The organism is Bifidobacterium sp. ESL0825 (genome assembly GCF_052606465.1).
In genome coordinates this window covers 1343203-1364347 of record NZ_CP199589.1, presented here as the reverse complement: position 1 = coordinate 1364347, position 21145 = coordinate 1343203, and the positions used below count along the sequence as shown (strand labels likewise).

Below are 21145 nucleotides of genomic sequence, written 5' to 3'. Positions count from 1 at the left end.
TTGCTCCAACCCCTTGATATTCTCTATTCTGCCCGTCATCGGGGCCTGGCACTGGTTTCAAGGCCGATTCCTTGCGGAAAAAACGAATTTTCGAACTGCCGTCGGCAGCCTGCCGGGCCGGGGCCCCGGGGTCCAGCCTTGGGGGTTTACTAGAACATATGTTCGATTCTACGTCATCAGTGGTCATGGTGGTGCTTCTCCTGCTGATCGGTATGGTCCTGGGAGGGTTGGCCGGGTATGCGCTGGGTCGCACCCAGGGCCGTAGGGCCGTCGGCATGGGGTCTGATAGCCAGGTGGATGAGCTGCGCTCGCAGCTGGATCAGGCCCAGGACCGGCTCCATGGATCCGAGGCGGCTTTGGTGGAGGCGCGGACCAAGGTGGATGGCCTGAACCGAGAGCTTTCCTTCGTCAAATCCCAGCTGGCCCAGGCCCAGCAGGCCGAGCAGATCAGAATCGAGCAGGAGCGCCGCCGTGCCCAGGCGCAGGAGGAGGAGAAACGGCGCAGGCAGGCTCAGAATCTGGAGGAGCAGAGCAAGGTGCTCGCGGCCCTGGCTCCTGTACAGAAGAACCTGGACGCCCTCCAGCACAAGGTGGCCCAGATCGAGGAGGGCCGCAAGCAGGAGATGGGCTCCCTGGGACAGCAGCTGAAGAGTCTGGGCGAGCAGCAGGGGAGGCTGGACAAGGAGACCAGCTCCCTGGCTTCGGCCCTGCGCAACAACAAGGTGCGCGGCGCTTGGGGCGAGGCTCAGCTCAGGAATATCGTCGAGTCTGCAGGGCTCTTGGAGCATGTGGATTTCGACACCCAGGTGGTGGTCACCGCCTCGGATGGACGTGTTCTGCGTCCCGACATGGTGGTCCACCTGCCCGGCGGCAAGACCATTCCCATTGATGCCAAGGCCCCCTATTCCGACTACCAGCGGGCCTGCGAGATCCCCGACACCGCTTCGGATGACGAGCTGCGCCGCCGGGACGAACTGCTCAAGGCGCATGCCCGGGCCCTGCGAGAGCACGTCAAGACCCTGGCTGACAAGGAGTACTGGAACGCCTTCGAAACGGCCCCGGACTTCGTGGTGGCCTTCATCCCCAACGATTCCCTTCTGCAGGCCGCCCTGGAGGTGGATCCCACGCTGATGGACGACGCCTTTGCCCAAAAGGTGGCCCTGACCTCGCCGGTGACCCTCTGGGCTGTGCTCAAGTCGGTGGCCTATGCCTGGCAGCAGCAGAACCTGTCCGAGGACGCCCGCACCCTCTTCACGCTCACCCACGAGCTCTATGACCGCTTTGTGGTTCTGGGCGATCGTGCCAACAAATTGGGGCGCTCCATCACTGCCACGGTGACTGCCTACAACAAGTTCGCCTCCTCCTTGGAGTCGCGGGTTCTGGTCACTGCCCGCAAGCTGCAGCAGATGGATCCTGCCAAGGTCATCGATTCGGTCGACATGATCGATTCGGACAAGGGCAACATCAGGGAGCTGACTGCCCCGGAGGTTCTTTCCGACCAAGGGCAGTGAGTGCCGCTTAGGGGCCTCCGGCGCTAGTGTGATAAGCATGAACGAGGCAACGAAGAGACAAGAGGGCTCATCCTTCAGGCCCACCGGGTCGCCGGATCTGATTGGGCGCGAATCTGGAACGGACCTGCCTGAGCCGGTCGATCAGCTGCGCGAACTCCTGGCCCAGGAGATCGGCGGGCGTCCCTTCACCGAGCTCAGCGGGGTCACCTTCCACCACCGGGGGGCTGAACTGGCCGGGCATGTTCTTTTGGATACTTTGGAAGATGCGGGCTATTCAGTCGATGATTTCGATGCGGTCGGAGCCCTGACCGCCGCTGCCGTGCCGCTGGCCGATGCCATGCTCCATGCCGCAGCCTCACGCGGTCAGGATCTGGACGCTTTCGTCATGGACTTCGTCTACCCCTCCATCAAGGGCCCATCCATCGAGGGTAGGCGGGTCATCCTGCTGGATGCCTGGCTGGGCAGGAAATCCTACGTGCAGACTTCATCCCTGGTCACCCTGGACAAGAACAACGAGCTCAATCTTGACTGCGGGATCATCCAGCGTCAGGGTGCAAAGACATTGGCCATCGCATCTCTGGTGGGTGGCCGGACCGATGGCAGCATTCAGGTGGTCGATCCGGTGGACGGATCCCGGCAACGGCTGCCTTTCATTTGCGCCTATCAGGAGGATCAGTTCGTCGGCGCGGCCGACGATTCCCCGGAGCGATCATGAGGGAGCCTGATCCAGTGACCCGAGCGGCCATGGCCTCAGATGAGCCGGTCTTCCGCCAGGTGGGGGTTGGCCCCTGGCAGGAAGAGCATCCTGAGCAGCCCCTGCCGACGGACCCGCGCTATGACCGCACACTGCTGGATCAAGGGGATCGCCGCAATGTCCTGGACAGATACCGCTACTGGAAGGTAGAGGCCATCCGGGACGACTTGGATCGCCGGGGCCGTCATGATTTCGAAGTAGCTGTGGAGAACTGGACCCATGACTTCAATATCGGTTCCATGGTCCGAACCGCAAATGCCTTCGCCGCCCGCCGCGTCCATATAGTCGGTCCGCACAAATGGAACCGCAAGGGCTCGCTGATGACCGAGCTCTACCAGCACGTGGTCCACGACCCCGACGTAGCAACCATGGCGACCACCCTGCGAGAAGAGACAGCCGGGCAGGGGGAGCCCATGCCCCGTATGATTGCCATCGACAATGTCCCCGGGGCCGTCCCCATGGAAACATACCGCTTTCCTCGTCGTTGCCTGCTCATGTTCGGCGCCGAGGGGCCGGGGCTGTCCGAGAAGGCCTTGGAGCTGGCGGACGATGTGGTTTACATCTCCCAGTTCGGATCGGTGCGCTCCATCAACGCTGGGGCTGCGGCTGCCGTAGCCATGCACTCATGGATCTGCCAGCATGCCGGGGTGGCGGGTCAATCAGACCAGGGGCCTCTGCCATGATCGTCGTCGACTCGCTGACCAAGCGCTACGGTTCCCACAAGGCACTGAACCGTGTCTCTTTCACGGCCAGGGACGGTCGGGTGACTGGGCTTGTGGGGCCCAAAGGCGCTGGCAAGTCGACCGCTCTGCGCATTGCTCTGGGGCTGGTTCGCCCTGATGCAGGCAGGGCCCTGTTCGATGGCCAGCCCTTCGTCCGGCTCTCATCGCCTATGCGGACGGCGGGTGCGGTATTGAATCCAAGCAAGGTCCACTCTGCCTGCAAGGCCAAGGATCACCTGTTGGCCTTGGCCGCGGTCAATGGCATTGATCGCCGTCGGGTGGACCAGGTACTGGAGATGGTCGGCCTGCAATCGGTCGCCGGCAGGCCGATGGGCTCCCTTTCTCTGGGGATGAGTCAGCGGCTGGCCCTGGCTGCAGCCCTTCTGGGCGACCCGCACAATCTGGTTCTGGATTCGGAGGGAAGCGAGTGGGTGAGGGGCATCTGGCGCAGTCTTGCCTCACAGGGCAAGGCAGTCCTCCTAAGCTCCCGTAAGATTGACGAGGTGGCTCAAATCGCTGACGATCTGGTCATCATCGCTAAGGGACGGATCTTAGAGAGAACGACCGTGGCCCGGTTCATCGGCGAGCACTCCCGTGACTCCATTTATGCGGTGACGCCGCAGCCTGACCGATTAAAGGCCGCCCTGGCCACGGCTGCCGGAATCAGCATCACCCGTCTGCCCCCAGACAAGAACTGTCCTCCGGATGCCGCCCGCTTCCGCATCCAGGGTGCGCCTCTGGCTTCCACAGCCTCGATTCTGGCCCAGGAGGGTGTGGTGCTCTACGAGTTTCAGCAGGAGGAGGTTTCCCTGGAGCAGGCCTACGAGGGTGTCATCCACGGCAGAAAGGATGCGCGGCAGAGTGATCCGGAGGCACTGCCATGAGTGCCGACAACGGTCGCCGAGCCCGTCGGAGCCGGCGAGAGGTACCCGCAGGAACTGATTACGCAACTCCACGGCATGGTTCCGACTTCACTCGGCTGCGTCGAACCTCGGGGCTGCCCTTCCTGGATTCGCGTCGTCCATCCGGTCTGTTGACCCTTTCCGGGGCGGTCCGAGGGGAGCTGCGCAAGATGCTTTCCCTACGCTCGACCTGGACCCTGTTGCTGATCGTCATGCTGCTGCAGCCGTTGAGCACCGGCCTGATGACTCGTGCGACACGGATCTGGGCTGGCCTGGACCGGCAGATCGATGACCTCCCAGCCCATCTTTTGTCTGCTTCCAATGACGTTTTCTGGCTGGCCGTTGCTTCCGGCCTGTTTCCGGCCATGATCATGGCGGGCATTCTGGGGGTTCTGGTCCTTACGCGCGAGTTTTCTGGCGACACCATTGAGAGCACGCTGACGGCCAACCCTCGTCGAGGCATGGTCCTGATGGCCAAGGGTCTTGCCTTGGCATTGCTGACTTGGCTGGCGGCACAGGTGGGCCTGCTGTTTGGTTGGATCCTGGCTACTCTGCTTCTGCCAGGCAAATCCGGCGCCTTGCCGGTCTCCAAGCCCGGACTGGCGCTGATTGATCTGCTGGGCGGTCCACTCGTGCTGGTTCTCTTTGCCTTGATGGGCCTGGGTCTGGGAGCCTTGAGTCGATCCAAGGCCGGCGGGATCGGCTTGTTCTTGGGGCTGACTGTGGTCCTGCCGCTGATTCTGTGCCTTCTGAGGGGTTTAATCCCTCATGCCGGCTGGCTGCAGACCCTCTTCAGGCTGACCCCTGCCAGTCTGCTGGGCACCTTCCTCTCAGGTTTGGGCTGGGCGCCAGAAGCAGGCATCGGATGGTGGCCGACCTGGTGGCAGGCGGGCCTGATTCTGACGGTCTGGACAGCCCTGTGCTGTGCTCTGGGAACCCTGGTCTTCCGGCGCGCAGACATCGTTTGACCCTGTCTTCTGCGTGTCATAGAGCACCCATATGATAAGTGGTATGCCAACTTTTACACGTGAAGAGATCAAGCACTTGGGCGATCTGGCCCGAATCGCCTTGACCGATCAGGAGGCCGACCGCCTCAAGGGCGAGCTCAATGTGATCGCCGATTCCATCACCAAGGTCCAGGAGGTGGCCGGCGATGATGTGCCCCCCACTGCCAATCCCATTCCTCTGGAAGCCTACCTGCGCCCCGATGAGGCTGAAGAGCCGCTGACCCAGGAGGCTGCCCTTTCGGGTGCCCCGGTCACCGAGTCGGGCATGTTTGTGGCCCCGCGCATTCTGGGTGAGGAGTGAGACGATGAGCGCACAGGAAGAATTGGTCAAGCAATCCGCCTCCGACATGGCCGCGCAGCTGCGGTCTGGGCAGGTCTCCAGCCGTGAACTGGTTCAGGCTCATCTGGATGTGATCGAGGCTGCCGAGCCCAGCATTGATGCATTTCTGCAGGTCAGCGCCGATCGGGCCCTAGAGCAGGCCGATGCCTTCGACCAGCGTCTGGCTCGTGAAGGCACCGAGGGGTTGCCGGAGCTGGCTGGCGTTCCCATTGCCATCAAGGACATGATCGTCACCGAGGGCATCCCCACTACGGCCGCCTCCAGGATCCTTGAGGGGTGGGTGCCGCCTTACGATGCCACCGTCATCAAGAAGCTCAAGGCCGCGGGGATGCCTATTCTGGGCAAGACCAACCTGGATGAGTTCGCCCAGGGTTCCTCCACTGAGCACTCGGCCTTCAAGACCACACACAACCCCTGGGACACCGAGCGGGTCCCGGGTGGTTCAGGCGGCGGCTCGGCCTCGGCTGTCGGCTCCTTTGAGGCTCCGCTGGCCCTGGGCACCGACACCGGCGGGTCCATTCGCCAGCCCGGATCCCTGACCGGCACCGTGGGTGTCAAACCCACCTATGGCGGCGTCTCCCGGTTCGGGGCCATCGCCATGGCCTCCTCCCTGGATCAGATCGGTCCGGTTTCCCGGTCCGTGCTGGATGCGGCCCTGCTGCAGGAGGTCATCGGTGGCTATGACCGTCGAGACTCCACTTCCATTCCCAAGCCGGTTCCCCCTCTGGCACAGGCTGCTCGTCAGGGCCAGAAGCGTGATCTGAAGGGTCTCAAGGTGGGTCTGGTCAAGGAGCTGGGCGGCGAGGGTTATCAGCCCGGCGTCGAGGCTCGCTTCAACGAGGCCGTCTCGCTGCTGGAATCCATGGGCGCCGAGGTGGTCCAGGTCTCTTGCCCGCACTTCCCCTACGCGCTGGCCGCCTACTACATCATCATGCCTTCCGAGGTCTCCTCCAACCTGGCCCGTTACGACGGCATGCGCTACGGCCTGCGGGTCATGCCCCCCGAGGGCGTCCCCCAGACGGCTGCCAACATGATGGCCGCCACCCGTGAAGCCGGGTTCGGCGACGAGGTCAAGCGCAGGATCATCCTGGGCATCTATGCCCTGTCTGCTGGCTACTATGACGCTTGGTACGGCTCGGCCCAGAAGGTCCGCACCCTGGTCATCCGCGACTTTGAGAAGGCCTTCGAGCAGGCCGATGTCCTGGTCTCGCCCACGTCGCCGACCACGGCCTTCCGCTTTGGCGAGAAGATGGACGACCCGTTGGCCATGTACCTGAACGACGTGGCCACCATCCCGGCCAACCTGGCTGGCACTCCGGCCATGTCGATTCCTGCCGGGCTCAGCGACGACGGGCTGCCTGTCGGCTTCCAGTTCTTCGCCCCCCAGATGCGCGACGAGGTCATGTACCGGCCTGCCGCCGCTCTTGAGGCGGCCCTGGAGGAGCAGTGGGGCGGACCCATCTCCAAGAAGCTGTCCACCCCCTGGCTGGATGGCCTGGCTCAGGATTCGACCAAGTAGGCATCGGAAGGAAACTGAATCATAATGGCTGAAAAACTGATGAAGTACGCCGATGCCGTGGCCAAGTACGACCCGGTGTTCGGCCTGGAGGTCCATGTCGAGCTCTGCACCAACACCAAGCTCTTCTGCCCGGCTCATATCGAGTTCGGCGGCGAGCCCAACACCCAGCTGACCCCGGTCTCCCTAGGCCTGCCTGGCAGCCTGCCGGTGGTCAACAAGACCGCCATCGACTATGCGGTCAAGCTGGGCCTGGCTCTGCACTGCAAGGTCAACGAGTGGAGCCAGTTCGCCAGGAAGAACTACTTCTACCCGGACATGCCCCGCGACTATCAGATCTCCCAGTATGACAAGCCCCTGAATGGCGAGGGTTATCTGGACGTGGAGCTGGACGACGGCAGCATTTTCCGTGTGCCCATCGAGCGGGCCCATGTGGAGGACGACGCCGGCAAGAATACCCACGTAGGCGGGGCAGACGGCCGCATCGAAGGCGCCGACCACTCCCTGGTGGACTACAACCGTGCCGGTGTCCCCCTGGTCGAGATCGTGACCAAGCCCATCGAGGGCGCCGGCGCACGGACCCCCGAGGTGGCCGGGGCCTACGTGAGGGCCATCAGAGACATTGTCCGGGCCCTGGGCATCTCCCACGCCCGGATGGAGCAGGGCAACATGCGCGCTGATGTCAACGTCTCCCTGCACGCCGGGCCGGACGCCCCTCTGGGAACCCGGTCGGAGACCAAGAATGTCAACACCTTCAAGGGCATCGAGAAGACGCTGACCTATGAGATCCGCCGTCAGGCCGCCCTGCTGGAGTCCGGCGGGGAGGTGCTGCAGGAGACCCGCCACTGGGATGAGTCCACGCAGACCACTGCCGGCGGCCGGGTCAAGACCGATGCCAACGATTACCGGTACTTCCCCGACCCTGACCTGGTCATGGTCCATGTGACCAAGGACCATATTGAAGAGCTCAAGGCCCAGATGCCTGAGATGCCGCGCGAACGCCGCGCCCGTCTCAAGAAGGAGTGGGACTTCACCGACCGGCAAATGCAGGATGCGGTCAACGCCGATGCCGTGGATCTGATCGAGGATACGGTCAAGGCCGGCGCCACGGCTGCCGGAGCCCGCAAGTGGTGGCTGGGCGAGATTTCGCGCGAAGCCAACGCCCGTGGGGTCAGTCTGCAGGAGCTGCCCATCTCGGCTCAGGATGTCGCTGAAGTGGAGCAGCTGATTGCTGACGGCAAGCTCAATGACAAGCTGGCCAAGCAGACCGTCTCCGGCGTGTTGGCAGGCGAGGGCAAGCCGGCCGAGGTCGTCAAGAAGCACGGTTACCAGGTGGTTTCGGATGACGGGGCTTTGGACGCAGCCGTCGATCAGGCCCTCAAGGACAACCCGGACATCGTGGCCAAGCTCAAGGGCGGCAATATGAAGCCCATGGGCGCTATTATCGGAGCGGTCATGCGGGCTACCAAAGGTCAGGCCGATGCCAAGGCAGTCAGCAAGATCGTCATGGAGCGCATCGCTAAGTCCTGATCAGGCCCGGTCCGCCGGCCTGATTCCATCGGGCTCAGACCGGCGGACCTGCCCGGCTTCTCATGGTTTTCCCAGGGGCGAGGGATTACAATTGATTGCCATCGCAAGGTGGCGATCATGGAGGTGACGTGATGTCTATGAGCGGCAGGGGCAATGACCGACCGCAAACGCAAGCTGAGAGACCTGACGACGTGGCGAGCCGACAGCTGCCCGACCGAATCGAGATCCCCTATATCCGGGGCGAGATGTTGCACCTGCGTCCGGCGGTCATCGCCGATCTGACGGCAATGGATCAGCTGGAGGCCTTCTACAATTCCACCGGCATCACCGGTAAGGGACCTAACGCCGAACGAGCCGTCGTCAACGCCTGGGTGCGTAGGTCGGTGGCCTGGTCCAAGGGTCTGGCTGCCCGTGATTCTGGCGTGGGCGACCCCGAGTCCCGCCGCACCTTGGCCTGGGCCATGGTCACTGACGCGGACACCGACCAGGATGGCTCGCCCGATGCCGATGCCACCAAGGGAGTCATTGGCATGATCTTCCTGATCGACGTGGACGGCTGGTCGCGCTCAGCCAGGATCCAGGTGGTCCTGGGCAGGCACTTCCGCGGGCGCGGCTACTCCCGGGATGCCATGCCCAGAATCATGACCTACGGGTACGCTGCCGCTCCTACGGGTCTGGGCCTGCACCGGATCTGGGTGGCTGTGCCAGAGAAAAACACACGCTCCATCTCCGTCTACCAGTCCCTGGGATTCATGATCTCGGGCACCTCCCGTGATGCGCTCTGGGACGCTGAGAACGGCAAGTATCAGGATCAGATCGTCATGGACGCCTTGGTTGACGAATATGATCCCATTCGTTCTCTGAATGCTTTCGGCATGCATGTCATCCGTGAAAATCCTGGTGTGGCCGAAGCCCTTGTTGCACACGGATACGCAGCGGATGAGGATGGAGGCATAAGCGAAGCCAAGTTTAAAGAGTCCACCTCGGCATCTCAGGATTCGCGGACATCAAGCGAACAGATCAGTCTGGCCCCGAAGAGTGGTTTGCATTCAGGAAAATCTGCTGATGGCCATGCAGGACCCGATGGCAGGAATGATGAGAAGGCGGGCCCTGGTCAGACGGACGCTGAGGATGCGGGGGAGGAGTCCGGTTCCAAAGAGTCTGTTGCCGGGCAGTCCGACGAGGAGCATACGGCCTCGGATTGGGCCTATGGGTCGGCTGAGGCCAAACGATCCAAACGCGCCTGGTGGCGTACGCTTGGCCATGGCCGTGATCGCGCGAATGGAGGTAGCCGATGAGTGCTGAGGATCTCGACAACTACGAGACCAACGCAGAACTGGCCCTGTACCGCGAGTACCGGGACGTGATCAAGCTGTTCACCTACGTAGTCGAGACCGAGCGGCGATTCTACCTGGCCAACAAGGTGGACTTCAACGTCCGATCCGCGGGGCAGGACGTCTACTTCGATGTCCGGCTGACCGATGCCTGGGTCTGGGATGTCTACCGGTCCAGCCGGTTCGTCAAGAACGTCCGGATCGTCACTTTCAAGGATGTCAATGTGGAGGAAGTGCAGAAGACAGACATCGATATCCCTGATTCGTTGGGTTAAGCGTCGCGCAAGGGCGAGCATCATCACGTTTGTTCCACGCAATGGCGGGAATTCGTGAGGGAAGTCCTTCAGCAGCTTCTGACTGGGGACGATCCGGATACAGTGGTGATGATTTTATATGGTTTTCAGGAGGTTGGCATGGAGCGCAAGCAGTCCGTGATCGTCATCGGCGGAGGGCCCGCCGGCTTGACAGCGGCATGGGAACTGGTCAAGGACGGCGGTGACGAGCGCTATGACGTCACTGTGCTGGAGGCCACTAACGCCTTTGGCGGCATCTCACGCACGGTTCGGCACAACGGCAACCGCATGGATATCGGCGGCCACCGGTTCTTCTCCAAGGATGACCGGATCATGGACTGGTGGAAGGAGGTCCTGCCCCTGCAGGGCGCGCCCTCCTATGACGATAAAAAACTGGGCCGCCACCACGATCTGGAGCCCGGCGGCCCCGACCCGGAAAAGACGGACCGAGTCATGCTCAAGCGTCATCGCGTCTCCAGGATTTACTGGAACCACCACTTCTTCGACTATCCCATCTCCTTGACGCCCAACACACTCAAGGCCATGGGCTTCAAGCTGACCATGCAGGCCGGGTTCAGCTATCTGAAGTCCGTCGTCCACAAGCTGCCTGAGGACAACCTGGAGAACTTCTATATCAACCGCTTCGGTCGCAAGCTCTATTCCATGTTCTTCGAGGGCTACACCGAAAAGCTTTGGGGCCGCCACCCCCGTGAGATCAGCGCCGACTGGGGCGCCCAGCGGGTCAAGGGGCTCAGCATCATGGGCGTGCTCAAGAACGCCTTCCAAAAGCTGCTGCCCAAGAAGCGCGACGCCCATCAGGTCGAGACCAGCCTGATCGAGGAATTCTGGTACCCCAAGCTGGGTCCAGGCCAGCTTTGGGAGACCGTGGAGCGTCGCAATGTCGAGCACGGGGTCCACGTGATCACCGATGCGCGTGTGATCGGGCTGACCCAGAGCGAGGGCCACATGACCGGAGTGATCTATCGCAACGCTGATGGCAAGGAAGTGACTCTGCAAGCTGACCAGATCATCTCCTCCATGCCCATCAAGGACCTGGTCGAGGCCATCGCCCACGAGGAGCCCTCCACCGACAAGGAAATGGTCAGGGTGGCTCAGGGCCTGCCCTACCGCGACTTCGTGACCGTTGGCCTTTTGGTCCGCCACCTGCGCATCCGCAACACCACCTCCATCAAGACCTTGGGCGATCCGCCCATCGTCCCCGACTGCTGGATCTATGTGCAGGACCCTGGCTACAAGATGGGCCGCATCCAGATCTTCAACAACTGGAGCCCCTACATGGTCAAGAATGTGGATGGCACTGTCTGGATCGGTCTGGAGTACTTCTGCAAGGAGGGCGACGACTTCTGGAGCATGAGCGATCAGGAGACCACTGACTTCGCCATCAAGGAGCTGACCCGGATGGGCATCATCAACGGTCCTGCCGATGTGCTGGACTCGCACCGGGAGCGGGTGGTCAAAGCTTATCCGGCCTACTTCGACACCTACGCTCAGATGCCGGAGCTGGTCAAATGGCTGGACTCCTTCGGCAACCTCTACTGCGTGGGCCGCAACGGGCAGCACCACTACAACAACCAGGACCACTCCATGGCCACATCCATGCAGGCCGTGGCCAACATCAAATCGGGGCGTACCGACAAGACCAACGTCTGGAACGTCAACACCGAGAAGTCCTACCACGAGGAGAAGTAAGCAAACCTCAGTCTTCGTTTTCCTCCAAGCCTCCGACTGCAGGGTCGGGGGCTTGGTCGTTTTATGACAGGGCGATGGCTGGGGGCTTCAGGGGCAGGCCCAGCAGCTGCGAGAAGAAGGCTACGCTCTCGCGGACACGTTGGCGGACCACCTCTCTGATCTGCGGGTGTCCGGCGGGTCCTCTGCCGTTGCTGACGATGGACGAGAGTCCGTCGGCCATCAGCCAGGCCACAGTGCGGGTGCTGGCTATTTGGATCAGCTGGGTCTGCGGCAGGTCGCCCCGATCCAGCCAGCGGTCCAGGGCCTTGGTCAAAGGAGCGATGATCTGCCTGACGAAGCCCTCCATCACATTGCTGTTGGTGCTCAGGTAGTTGTACCAGTTGGCCTTGTCCGCGAAGATGACGTCCATCTTCCAAATGGCCCGTATCAGATGCGGGCAGATGTCGTCCAGCGCCTCTTGGACGCTCAGGTCAGCATCCTGCAGAATGTCAACCACATGGTCCACATAAGAGGCCAGATAGGTGCGCACGCAGGCATCTATCAGGTCGTCCTTGGATGTGAAATAGTAATAGAAAACGCTCATGCCCACGCCCTTGCCGTGGTTCATGGCGTGGATTACGTCGCGCAGGGAGGTGTTTGCAGCACCTTTCCGGTCGAAGACCCGCATGGCGGTGGTTACGAATTCGCTCCGCCGTTGTTCACGCAGAGATGATCGGTCATTCATATGCCCAGTCTAGAGGCTTATCCATGAATTGTTGGACACGCAGGCTGTTCCTTGCACCGGTCGGGCACTCGTTGTAGGCTTATGGAAGTTCGATAAGCCGAGTCGGCATCGAATTTTCATGAGCGGTACCCCCGCACTATTCTCAAGCTATTTGCCTAGCCTAATTAGGCATAGCGAAGGAAAGGCAATACAACAGTGGCAACAAGCCAAGATATTCATTCCATGAAGCTGCCCGAACTCAAGGAACTGGCCAGGCAGCTGGGGTTGCGCGGTATTTCCGGCATGCGCAAGCCTGTCCTGATCGAGACGATCGAGGCGGCACGCTCGGGCGGCAAGGCCCCTGAGGGAGTAACCGTTGGCAAGCCCAAGGCTGCGGCCGCCGTGGCCAAGGGAGGCCAGGCCGCCGATCAGCAGCAGCCGACGAACCAGGAGGCGAAGTCCTCCGCGGAAGGCGGACAGGAGTCCACGGAGACCAAGGAATCCAAGGATGATCATCCTGTCGGAGACCTCTTCGATGTTTTGGGCATTGACGATCATAAGAGCGGCCATAGCGAGCACCGGAACCGCTTCCCCCATACCGTGGCCGACGAGGAGAACGTGGTCATATCCCGGCGGCGTCACCGCAACACGGATTCATCCCGGGGCTCCCATACCAACCGTGGCCGGAACGAGCGTGAGCATGGCGAGGAGCGCGAAGGCTCCGGCTCCGGTTCAGTGCGAAATTTGGACGACATTCTGGCAGCATTGCCCTCACGGAATGACCGTCCTCGTCGGCGCAGCTACGAGGATCGCGGCGAGGAGGGGCGTGACTACCGGCACAACGGCTATGATCGTCGAAACCGGGGCGATCGCAATGACCGCAATGACCGCAATGACCGACGCAATCGCAACAACCACCGCAGCAGCGGCCGGGATCGTGACTATGAGCCCAGGGAGAACTTCAAGCCCGAGGATCTGGTCCCCGTAGCCGGCATTGTGGATGTGCTGGACTCCTACGCCTTCGTGCGCACCTCCGGCTACCTGCCTGGTCCCAACGACGTTTACATCTCCATGGGTCAGGTCAAGAAGTACGGCTTGCGCAAGGGCGATGCCGTGCATGGATCCATCCGTCCCCCTCGCGAGGGCGAGCATCGCAATCAGCGCCAGAAATTCGTCCCTCTGCAGGCCATCGACACCATCAACGGCATGAGCGTGGAGGATGCAGCAGGGCGCCCTCACTTTAACAAGCTGACCCCCCTCTACCCGCAGGAGCGCATGCGGATGGAGACCCAGCCCAAGAACATCACCGGTCGTCTGATCGACATCGTCGCCCCCATCGGCAAGGGCCAGCGCGGTCTGATCGTTTCGCCGCCCAAGGCCGGCAAGACCCTGACCCTGCAGTCCATCGCCAACTCCATCACTGCCAACAACCCTGAGGTGCATCTGATGGTGGTCCTGGTGGATGAGCGGCCCGAGGAGGTCACCGACATGGAGCGCACGGTCCAGGGCGAGGTCATCTCCTCCACCTTCGACCGCCCAGCCAGCGATCACACCACCGTGGCCGAGCTGGCCATCGAACGGGCCAAGCGCCTGGTGGAGCTTGGGCAGGATGTGGTGGTCCTGCTGGATTCCATGACCCGTCTGGCCCGCGCCTACAACATCTCGGCTCCCGCCTCCGGCCGCATCCTCTCCGGCGGCGTGGATGCTCAGGCCCTCTATCCGCCCAAGCGCTTCTTTGGCGCCGCCCGCAACATCGAGAACGGCGGCTCCCTGACCATCATCTCATCGGCCTTGGTGGAAACCGGGTCCAAGATGGACGAGGTCATCTTCGAGGAGTTCAAGGGCACCGGCAACATGGAGCTGAGGCTGACCAGGGACCTGGCCGACAAGCGCATGTTCCCCGCCATCGACATCAACGCCTCCGGCACCCGGCGCGAAGAGCTGATCACCGCGCCCGAGGAGCTGGCTGTGGTCTACCGGCTGCGTCGCCTTCTGGGCGGCATGGAGACCGAGCAGGCCTACCAGACCCTGGTGCCCAGGCTGAAGAAGACTGCCACCAACCGGGACTTCCTGGCGGCCATCAACCAGTCCATGCTGGCTCAGAAGTAGGACTGATCCGGTAAACGTGCCTGCAACCCGGTCCAGGGCTGCAGGCTGGAGTTCGCGTAAAGCCACAGGTCAATAAGGGGCAGGGTGCCGGCAATCCGACACCCCGCCCCTCTTCTGTGCTCCGGTGACGTATCAGATGTCAGCGGTGAAGATACAGGCGTTTTCTATCGACGACTTTTCTGACGGCTTCTACAATGTCTTTGGCGGTCATTCCGTACTGCTGAGCCAGATAGTCCTGGTCGCCGACCTGGCCGAATCGGTCATGCACTCCAATGAATTCGATAGGAACCGGACAGCTGCTTGCCACTGCTTCGCTGACGGCAGCACCCAGGCCTGTGTTGACATTGTGGTTCTCGGCGGTCACGATAGCCCCGGTCTGCCTGGCTGCATCGATCACGGCCTGATTGTCCAATGGCTTCCAGGTGAACATGTCGAGGATGCGGACCCCTATGCCTTCATCGCTAAGGGTGCGGGCGGCTTTGATGGATTCAGCCACGCAGACGCCGCTGGCGATGATGGTCGCCTGTGCATCGAACTGATTGATGAGCTGCACGGCTTTTCCTATTTGGAAGGAAGTTCCCTCCCGATAGACCTTGACGCACTGCTTGCGTACCAGCCGCATGTATTGCATGCCGTAGTTTTGAGCCATCCAACCCATTATCCACTTCAGCATGGTGATGTCGGTGGCTTCCAGAACGGTCATTGAGGGGATGCCCCTCATGATCCCCATATCCTCGAAGGACATGTGGGTGCCGCCGTTGGTCTTGGCCGTAATACCCGGGTCGGAGCCAATGAGTTTGACATTGGCCTTGCTGTAGGCGCCGGAAATGAAGATCTGGTCCATGGCTCTCCGGCTCATGAAGGAGGCGAAGGTGTGTGCGAAGGGTATTTTTCCGGTCAGGGAGAGCCCGACTGCCGTGCCGATCATGTTGGCTTCCTGGATGCCGCAGTCCACCGTCCTTTCGGGGTAGGCCTCTTGGAAGGGTTTGGTGCCCATAGCGCTCATTAAATCAGCATCCAGCAGGACCAAGCGCTCCTCGTTGGCCGCCAGATCGAGGAGGCATTGGCAGAAGGCCTGTCGCATTTCCTGTTTCTCATTTTTTAATGTACGCTCTATCATTCCTGTTCCCTCTTCATCTGTCCTTGTGCAATTGGGTTCGTGCTCATGGATCCCACGCTTAGGCTGCATCCATCATTGCTTGGATTTCAGCCAAGGCCTGGTCACGCTCCTGCTTGTTGATCGATGTTGAATGGCTCTTTGGAGTTCCGGCAATCTCGGACCATCCCAGGCCTTTGACCGTGTGAAGCACGATCATTGAAGGTTGGCCGTCGGCCTTTCCACCCTTGCTGCTGACTGCTTTCAAAGCTTGAAGGATGGATGAGACGTCATTGCCATCGGGAACGTCAACGACCTGCCATCCAAAAGCCTCGAACTTGGCTGCGGCATCTCCCAAGGAGCAGATGTCCTTGCAGTATCCGTCCAGCTGCAGGCCGTTATAGTCCATGAAAGCAATGAGATTGCCCAGGCGATGCTGGGCGGCGAAGAGGGCCATCTCCCAAATCTGCCCCTCCTGGCTCTCGCCGTCTCCTATGGCCAGATAGACCTTGTTGTCCCGGCCCTCCATTTTCAGTCCCAGAGCAACACCGGCGGCCACTGAGGCTCCCTGACCCAGGGACCCGGCGGTTACGTCCACCCCGGGAACCTTGAGTCTGTCGGCATGACTGGGAAGGTTGGTCCCGTTGCGGTTGAGAGTATTCAGCCAATCAATGGGGAAGTATCCGCGCAGGGCGAGGGTGGCGTACAGGGCCGGAGCACAGTGGCCCTTGGAGAGGACAAACCAGTCCCGGTCGGTCCAGTGCGGGTCCTCGGGCTTGATGTTCATCTCCTGTCCGTATAGGACGGCCAAGAGGTCGGCTATCGACAGGGATCCGCCTACGTGGCCGGTCCCGAAGGCCGAGATTTCCTTGACCGTCTCCTGTCTGATCCGACCAGCGAACTGCTTGAGTTCCCTGACCTTGTCCGCATCGGTGCTTTCATTCATGTTGCTTTCCTTACTGTTTATACAGATTGGTCGTTATTGCAGCGGTGTTCGGTTTTCCTGATCGCTGTCCTACCTGCGTTCGGGCGCATGCCTTCCCAGACTGGCTTGGGCTGCGGCCAGTCTTGCCACCGGTACCCGGTAGGTTGAGCAGGATACATAGTCCAGGCCAATGCGCTCGCAGAATTCGATGGAGGAGGGGTCCCCGCCGTGCTCGCCGCATATGCCGACCTTCAGGTTCGGACGGGTGCGTTTGCCATACTTCACCGCCATCTCAACCAGCCTGCCGACCCCCGCTTGATCCAGATGGGAGAAGGGGTCCTCCTGCAGAAGCCCCTTGTCGTAATAGTCCTGCAGGAAAGAGCCAGCATCGTCCCTGCTGAGCCCGAAGGTCATCTGGGTAAGGTCATTGGTGCCGAAAGAGAAGAATTCAGCGCCGGCTGCTATATCACCGGCCAGCAGTGCCGCCCTTGGGGTTTCGATCATGGTTCCGACCGAGCAGTACATGGGAAGCCCGGATTCCCTGATGACCTGGTTTGCCGTCTCCTCCACAATCTGCTTGACGTATTCGAATTCCGCCGGTTCGCTGACCAGAGGCACCATGATTTCTGGAGCAAGGGACCAGTCCGGGTGTTGGTGCTTGACCTGGATGGCGGCTTCCACTACGGCCCGGGTCTGCATGCGGGCGATGGCGGGGTAGGTGACTGCCAGGCGGGATCCCCGGTGTCCCAGCATGGGATTGACCTCGGTCAGTTCGTCAGCAGTGTCTTTGATCTCTTCGGCTGTATGCCCGGTCGCCTTTGCCAGGGCTTCAACTGCTTGAGCGGTTTTGGGCAGGAACTCGTGCAGTGGCGGATCAATCAGTCTGACAGTCATCGGCCTTCCGCCCAAGGCCTCATACATGGCGGTAAAGTCCTCGCGTTGCATGGGCAGGAGGGCATCGAGAGCTTCCTGACGTTCTTCTTCGTCTGCTGCCACTATCATCCGTCTGATGGCCTCGATGCGATCGGGCTGGAAGAACATATGCTCGGTGCGGCACAGGCCGATTCCCTCAGCACCCAGCTCCTGTGAACGCCGAGCATCTTCCGGCGTGTCCGCATTAGCCCTGACCTCCATGCGGCGGAAACGGTCAGCCCATGACATCACGCGTGCGAAGGGCCCGGTCTCGCAGGAGGGTAGTGTGGTCAATTTTCCCGCATAGACCTTTCCTGTTTCCCCATCCAAGGAGATCCAATCGCCTTCCTTTATGTCATGGTTTGCTAGGCGACAGCGGCCGTCATCCGTGAATTCCAGGCGGGACAGGCCCGATACGCAGCAGCGCCCGATCCCCCTGGCCACCACGGCGGCGTGACTGGTCATGCCCCCGCGGGAGGTCAGAATCCCCTCCGCACGGTGCATGCCCACGATATCCTCGGGCGTGGTGTCACGTCTGACCAGGATCACCTGTTCGCCGCGCCTGCTCCAGGCCTGTGCGGCCTCGGCCGAAAACACCACCCTTCCAGTGGCTGCTCCTGGTGAGGCGGGCAGGCCGGTTCCAAGTTCCTTGCCGGTCTGCAAGGCGGCGGGGTCGAAGCGTGGGTGCAGGAGCGCACTGACCTGCAGGGGGTCTATCGAACTTACCGCGTCCTCCTGGGTGAGCACGCCTTCATCGACCAGGTCACTCGCTATCTGGAAGGCAGCCTGAGGAGCGCGTTTGCCGTTTCGCGTCTGCAGCATGTAGAGACGGCCCTCTTCGATGGTGAACTCCATGTCCTGCATATCCCGGTAATGGAGCTCAAGCTTATGGGCGATGTTGACAAAGGTCTGGTAAATTTCGGGGCTTCGCTCGGAGAGCGTGCTGAGTGGCTCGGGGGTGCGGATCCCTGCCACGACATCCTCGCCCTGGGCATTCATCAGATACTCCCCGAACAAGCCTTTCTCTCCGGTGATCGGATTACGGGAGAAAGCCACCCCTGTTCCGGAGTCCTGCGACAGGTTGCCGAAGACCATGCGTTGCACTGTCACAGCGGTGCCCAGGTCGTCGGGGATGCCGTTGATCTGCCTGAAGTAGACCGCGCGGGGGTTGTTCCAGGATCTGAAGACTGCCTTGATGGATTCGAAGAGCTGGATGGTGGGATCGGTCGGGAACTTGTGGCCTTCCTGCTGCTTGTAGTCGTCCAGAAAACGACGGGCCAGCCATTCCATGTCCTCGGCATCCAGGTCGTTGTCGCTGCTGACCTGTCGCCCTGTCTTGCGCTCGGAGATGCGTTGTTCGAAGACTTCCTCGGGAAAGCCCATCACTACATTGCTGTACATCTGAATGAACCGGCGGTAGGAGTCCCAGGCCCAGCGGGGGTTGTCGGTCTTGCTGATCAGAGCCTGCACCACCTCTTCGTTCAGTCCCAGATTGAGGATGGTGTCCATCATGCCGGGCATGGAGACCTGAGCTCCTGATCTGACCGATACCAGCAGGGGATTGACGCCGTCCCCGAGTCGCTTGCCAGTGGCTTTCTCCAGATCGGACAGACTGCTCAGCACCTGCTCGTGGATTTCCTGGCTGATGTCATTGGATCCGGATAGATAGCTTCTGCAGGCCTGCGTGGTGATAGTGAAACCTTCGGGCACAGGCATGCCGAGTTTGGTCATCTCGGCCACACCGGCTCCCTTGCCTCCCAGCAGATCACGCATGGAGGCATCGCCTTCAGACAGCTTGTACACGAATTGTTCTGTAGTGTTGCGCATAGCATTTCCCTCATTGGATCGATGGCGTTGAATAGACAACACGCGCTGTGTTTGTTCTCGGCATTGGCAAAGGTAGTAAGCCTTCAGCCAGATTCAAGTCCGTCTTGGTCTTTTGCTGAGATTGGGAGCGTTCTGCCAATTTTTGTGCAGGAATCGGTACTGTTGCCATAATGGCGCCTTTCAGACCAGAAGGTTGATGACGGCGATGACTGCGAAGATATAGATTGCCGCAGTAAAGGCTTCCTGGTTGACGTGGCCGGCGATCAGCCTGCCGCAGAAGACGGCGAGCAATGTGAGCGGGAGAACGCATAGAAGGGCAAGCGCGGTTTCTCTGTTGGTTGTGTTCAGTCCGACTGCGAAAGGCAGCTTCACCATATTCACCACTAAGTAGAAAGCTGCCGTGGTGCCTAGGAATTGCTTGACCGGCAACCGCTCGCTGCTGAAATAGACGGCTGTGACCGGTCCTCCGGCATTGGCCACCATGGTGGTAAAACCCGCCAGAACGCCGCAGAGCATGTGGAATGCCACGCTTATCCACTGCTTCTGCCTGTTCTTGTTTCTGGTTTCGACTTGGGGGGCTTGACTCTTGCCCCTCTGCCGCGTTTTCAGCGCGGACCTTATGCGCGAGAGGAAGTAAGGCGCAATGAAGCAGGCAAGTATGACCCCTATAATCTTTTTGGTCGCGTCATTGTCAGCGTGATACAAGAACCAGACGCCGGCAAGGATGCCTATGGTCACAGTCGGCAGCAGTCTAAGCAGGGAAGCCAGCACAATGTCATGCCGGTAGGCCCAGATGGCGGTCCAGTCAGCGACGACAGCCATGATCAGCGTCAGCTCGGTGGCTTCTTTGGCGGGCATCAGTGACGCCAGAGCGGCCACAGCCAGGATGGCTGAGCCTGGTATCAACGACTTGTCCAGGCCGATCAGGACAGCAGCCGCCGCCAAACCGATGATCAGCCAGAGGCTCATGTTAGGTCACTTCCTTTGTTGGCGCGCGCTCTTTATAAGAAGATGCGTCGGCCGACACTGCGTCACATCAGTGTCGGCCGACATGGCAACTCCTGAGGAAACAGGCAGTTGCGTTCAGGCTTCCGCCACCAGGCGTTCTATGGTTTCACGCTGGTAGACGGACGTTTCATGGGCGGTCTCGTCCTCGGCGAATACGTTGGAGACAATGATGGAATCCTCCCGGTCCAGGAACCCGTTCTTCTTCAGGGCGGCGAACAGGGCCTTGAAGTCCACATCGCCGTCTCCCACTTTCAGGTGCTGGTGAACGCGGGCGTTGGTCCCTGGGGGATTGGCTATATAGCGAAGATCATGCGAACGATGATGGTCATAACTGTCCGAAATATAGACCGTCCTGAGTCGTTTGCCGGCCAGGGCGGTGATCCCGTCCACATTATTGCCGTAGTGGAAGGTGTGAGGAGCCACGTAGACCGCGCCGACCAGCGGACTGTTCAGGCCTCTGGTGATCCTCAGTGCATCGACGCCGTTCTCGACAAAATCGTAGGGGTGCGGGTCGAAGTTGATGCGGATGCCTTCCCGCTCAAGCAGAGGCAGTATCTCCTCCATGGTCGCGTAGAAGGCAGCCTCGGACTCCTCATAGCGCTCCGGTATGCCGCTGAATTCGCTGTTGATGACGTGCACGTCCAGCAGAGCTGCGATTTCGATGGCCCGTTTCCAATTGCGCACGGCTGTCTGCCGCTCTCGCTCGTCGGGCCAGGAGGTCCTGTAGACCGGCAGCAGCGAGCACAGCTCAACATGCGCTTTCTTCAGGGCGGCCGCGAATTCCTTGACTAGTTCGTCGTCCGCCTTGGGGTGCACATAGAACGGCAGGAAGGCATCGTGTGGAGCCAGCTGCATATACTCATAGCCTGCGTCCGCTACCGCCTCGGGCAGATCCAGGAATGGCAGATCCGGATGGAATGGTGTGGGATCCAATGCGATTTTCATA

General features: G+C 60.9%; 18 protein-coding genes. 12 read left to right on the top strand and 6 right to left on the bottom strand.

All coding sequences use genetic code 11. The features are described from left to right. The first annotated feature begins 158 nt into the window (after positions 1 to 158). The 11 genes from rmuC (at position 159) to ACUIAG_RS05870 (ending at position 11619) form a co-directional block, all read left to right on the top strand. A complete protein-coding gene (gene rmuC, locus ACUIAG_RS05920) occupies positions 159 to 1511 on the top strand; it encodes a DNA recombination protein RmuC (protein ID WP_445339337.1) in 1353 nt (450 codons plus the stop codon). A gap of 37 nt (positions 1512 to 1548) precedes the next feature. Beyond that, positions 1549 to 2226, top strand: a complete 678-nt coding sequence (locus ACUIAG_RS05915; protein WP_045924914.1) for an orotate phosphoribosyltransferase — start codon at positions 1549 to 1551, stop codon at positions 2224 to 2226. Next, positions 2223 to 2948: a TrmH family RNA methyltransferase gene (locus tag ACUIAG_RS05910; RefSeq protein WP_445339336.1), complete on the top strand. Its 726-nt coding sequence runs from the start codon at positions 2223 to 2225 to the stop codon at positions 2946 to 2948. The genes ACUIAG_RS05915 and ACUIAG_RS05910 overlap by 4 nt, the downstream gene beginning before the upstream one ends. Then, complete coding sequence (locus tag ACUIAG_RS05905; RefSeq protein WP_445339335.1) at positions 2891 to 3871, top strand: ATP-binding cassette domain-containing protein; 981 nt, start codon at positions 2891 to 2893, stop codon at positions 3869 to 3871. The genes ACUIAG_RS05910 and ACUIAG_RS05905 overlap by 58 nt, the downstream gene beginning before the upstream one ends. Further along, positions 3868 to 4857, top strand: coding sequence for an ABC transporter permease subunit (locus tag ACUIAG_RS05900; RefSeq protein WP_445339334.1), 990 nt, complete (start codon positions 3868 to 3870; stop codon positions 4855 to 4857). The genes ACUIAG_RS05905 and ACUIAG_RS05900 overlap by 4 nt, the downstream gene beginning before the upstream one ends. A gap of 43 nt (positions 4858 to 4900) precedes the next feature. Further along, positions 4901 to 5197 (top strand): Asp-tRNA(Asn)/Glu-tRNA(Gln) amidotransferase subunit GatC, encoded by a 297-nt coding sequence (gene gatC, locus ACUIAG_RS05895; protein WP_015022515.1) that lies wholly within the window; start codon positions 4901 to 4903, stop codon positions 5195 to 5197. Positions 5198 to 5201: 4 nt separating this feature from the next. Next, on the top strand, positions 5202 to 6755 hold the full coding sequence (gatA, locus tag ACUIAG_RS05890; protein ID WP_445339333.1) for an Asp-tRNA(Asn)/Glu-tRNA(Gln) amidotransferase subunit GatA: 1554 nt from the start codon (positions 5202 to 5204) through the stop codon (positions 6753 to 6755). Between the two features lie 24 nt (positions 6756 to 6779). Then, positions 6780 to 8282, top strand: a complete 1503-nt coding sequence (gene gatB / locus ACUIAG_RS05885) for an Asp-tRNA(Asn)/Glu-tRNA(Gln) amidotransferase subunit GatB (protein WP_024626926.1) — start codon at positions 6780 to 6782, stop codon at positions 8280 to 8282. Positions 8283 to 8527: 245 nt separating this feature from the next. Beyond that, positions 8528 to 9580 carry a GNAT family N-acetyltransferase gene (locus tag ACUIAG_RS05880; RefSeq protein ID WP_313836367.1) on the top strand — a complete coding sequence of 351 codons (1053 nt, stop codon included), beginning with the start codon at positions 8528 to 8530 and terminating at the stop codon, positions 9578 to 9580. Continuing rightward, positions 9577 to 9891: a DUF2469 domain-containing protein gene (locus tag ACUIAG_RS05875; protein ID WP_015022511.1), complete on the top strand. Its 315-nt coding sequence runs from the start codon at positions 9577 to 9579 to the stop codon at positions 9889 to 9891. Before ACUIAG_RS05880 ends, ACUIAG_RS05875 begins: the two co-directional genes overlap by 4 nt. Before the next feature lie 138 nt (positions 9892 to 10029). Then, on the top strand, positions 10030 to 11619 hold the full coding sequence (locus ACUIAG_RS05870) for an NAD(P)/FAD-dependent oxidoreductase (RefSeq protein WP_445339332.1): 1590 nt from the start codon (positions 10030 to 10032) through the stop codon (positions 11617 to 11619). A 61-nt stretch (positions 11620 to 11680) separates the two neighbouring features. Here the strand turns inward: ACUIAG_RS05870 and ACUIAG_RS05865 are convergent, their stop codons facing one another. Further along, the gene (locus ACUIAG_RS05865; RefSeq protein WP_445339331.1) at positions 11681 to 12343 is read right to left on the bottom strand and encodes a TetR/AcrR family transcriptional regulator; all 663 of its coding nucleotides are present in this window, start codon (positions 12341 to 12343) and stop codon (positions 11681 to 11683) included. Positions 12344 to 12538: 195 nt separating this feature from the next. On the opposite strand from ACUIAG_RS05865, the gene rho reads away from it, so the two are divergent. Next, entirely contained in the window at positions 12539 to 14431 is a 1893-nt protein-coding gene (gene rho, locus ACUIAG_RS05860) for a transcription termination factor Rho (protein WP_445339330.1), read from the top strand. 139 nt (positions 14432 to 14570) lie between these two features. On the opposite strand, the gene ACUIAG_RS05855 is transcribed toward rho, so the two are convergent. From ACUIAG_RS05855 to ACUIAG_RS05835, 5 genes are all read right to left on the bottom strand, one after another. Then, positions 14571 to 15515 carry a transketolase family protein gene (locus ACUIAG_RS05855; RefSeq protein WP_445339329.1) on the bottom strand — a complete coding sequence of 315 codons (945 nt, stop codon included), beginning with the start codon at positions 15513 to 15515 and terminating at the stop codon, positions 14571 to 14573. A gap of 94 nt (positions 15516 to 15609) precedes the next feature. Continuing rightward, positions 15610 to 16473: a transketolase gene (locus ACUIAG_RS05850; protein ID WP_445339328.1), complete on the bottom strand. Its 864-nt coding sequence runs from the start codon at positions 16471 to 16473 to the stop codon at positions 15610 to 15612. A gap of 69 nt (positions 16474 to 16542) precedes the next feature. Further along, positions 16543 to 19191, bottom strand: a complete 2649-nt coding sequence (ppdK, locus tag ACUIAG_RS05845) for a pyruvate, phosphate dikinase (RefSeq protein WP_445339327.1) — start codon at positions 19189 to 19191, stop codon at positions 16543 to 16545. A gap of 180 nt (positions 19192 to 19371) precedes the next feature. Then, on the bottom strand, positions 19372 to 20160 hold the full coding sequence (locus tag ACUIAG_RS05840) for a sulfite exporter TauE/SafE family protein (protein ID WP_445339326.1): 789 nt from the start codon (positions 20158 to 20160) through the stop codon (positions 19372 to 19374). A 114-nt stretch (positions 20161 to 20274) separates the two neighbouring features. Beyond that, positions 20275 to 21144: a sugar phosphate isomerase/epimerase family protein gene (locus tag ACUIAG_RS05835; protein WP_445339325.1), complete on the bottom strand. Its 870-nt coding sequence runs from the start codon at positions 21142 to 21144 to the stop codon at positions 20275 to 20277. Between the last annotated feature and the right edge of the window lies 1 nt (position 21145).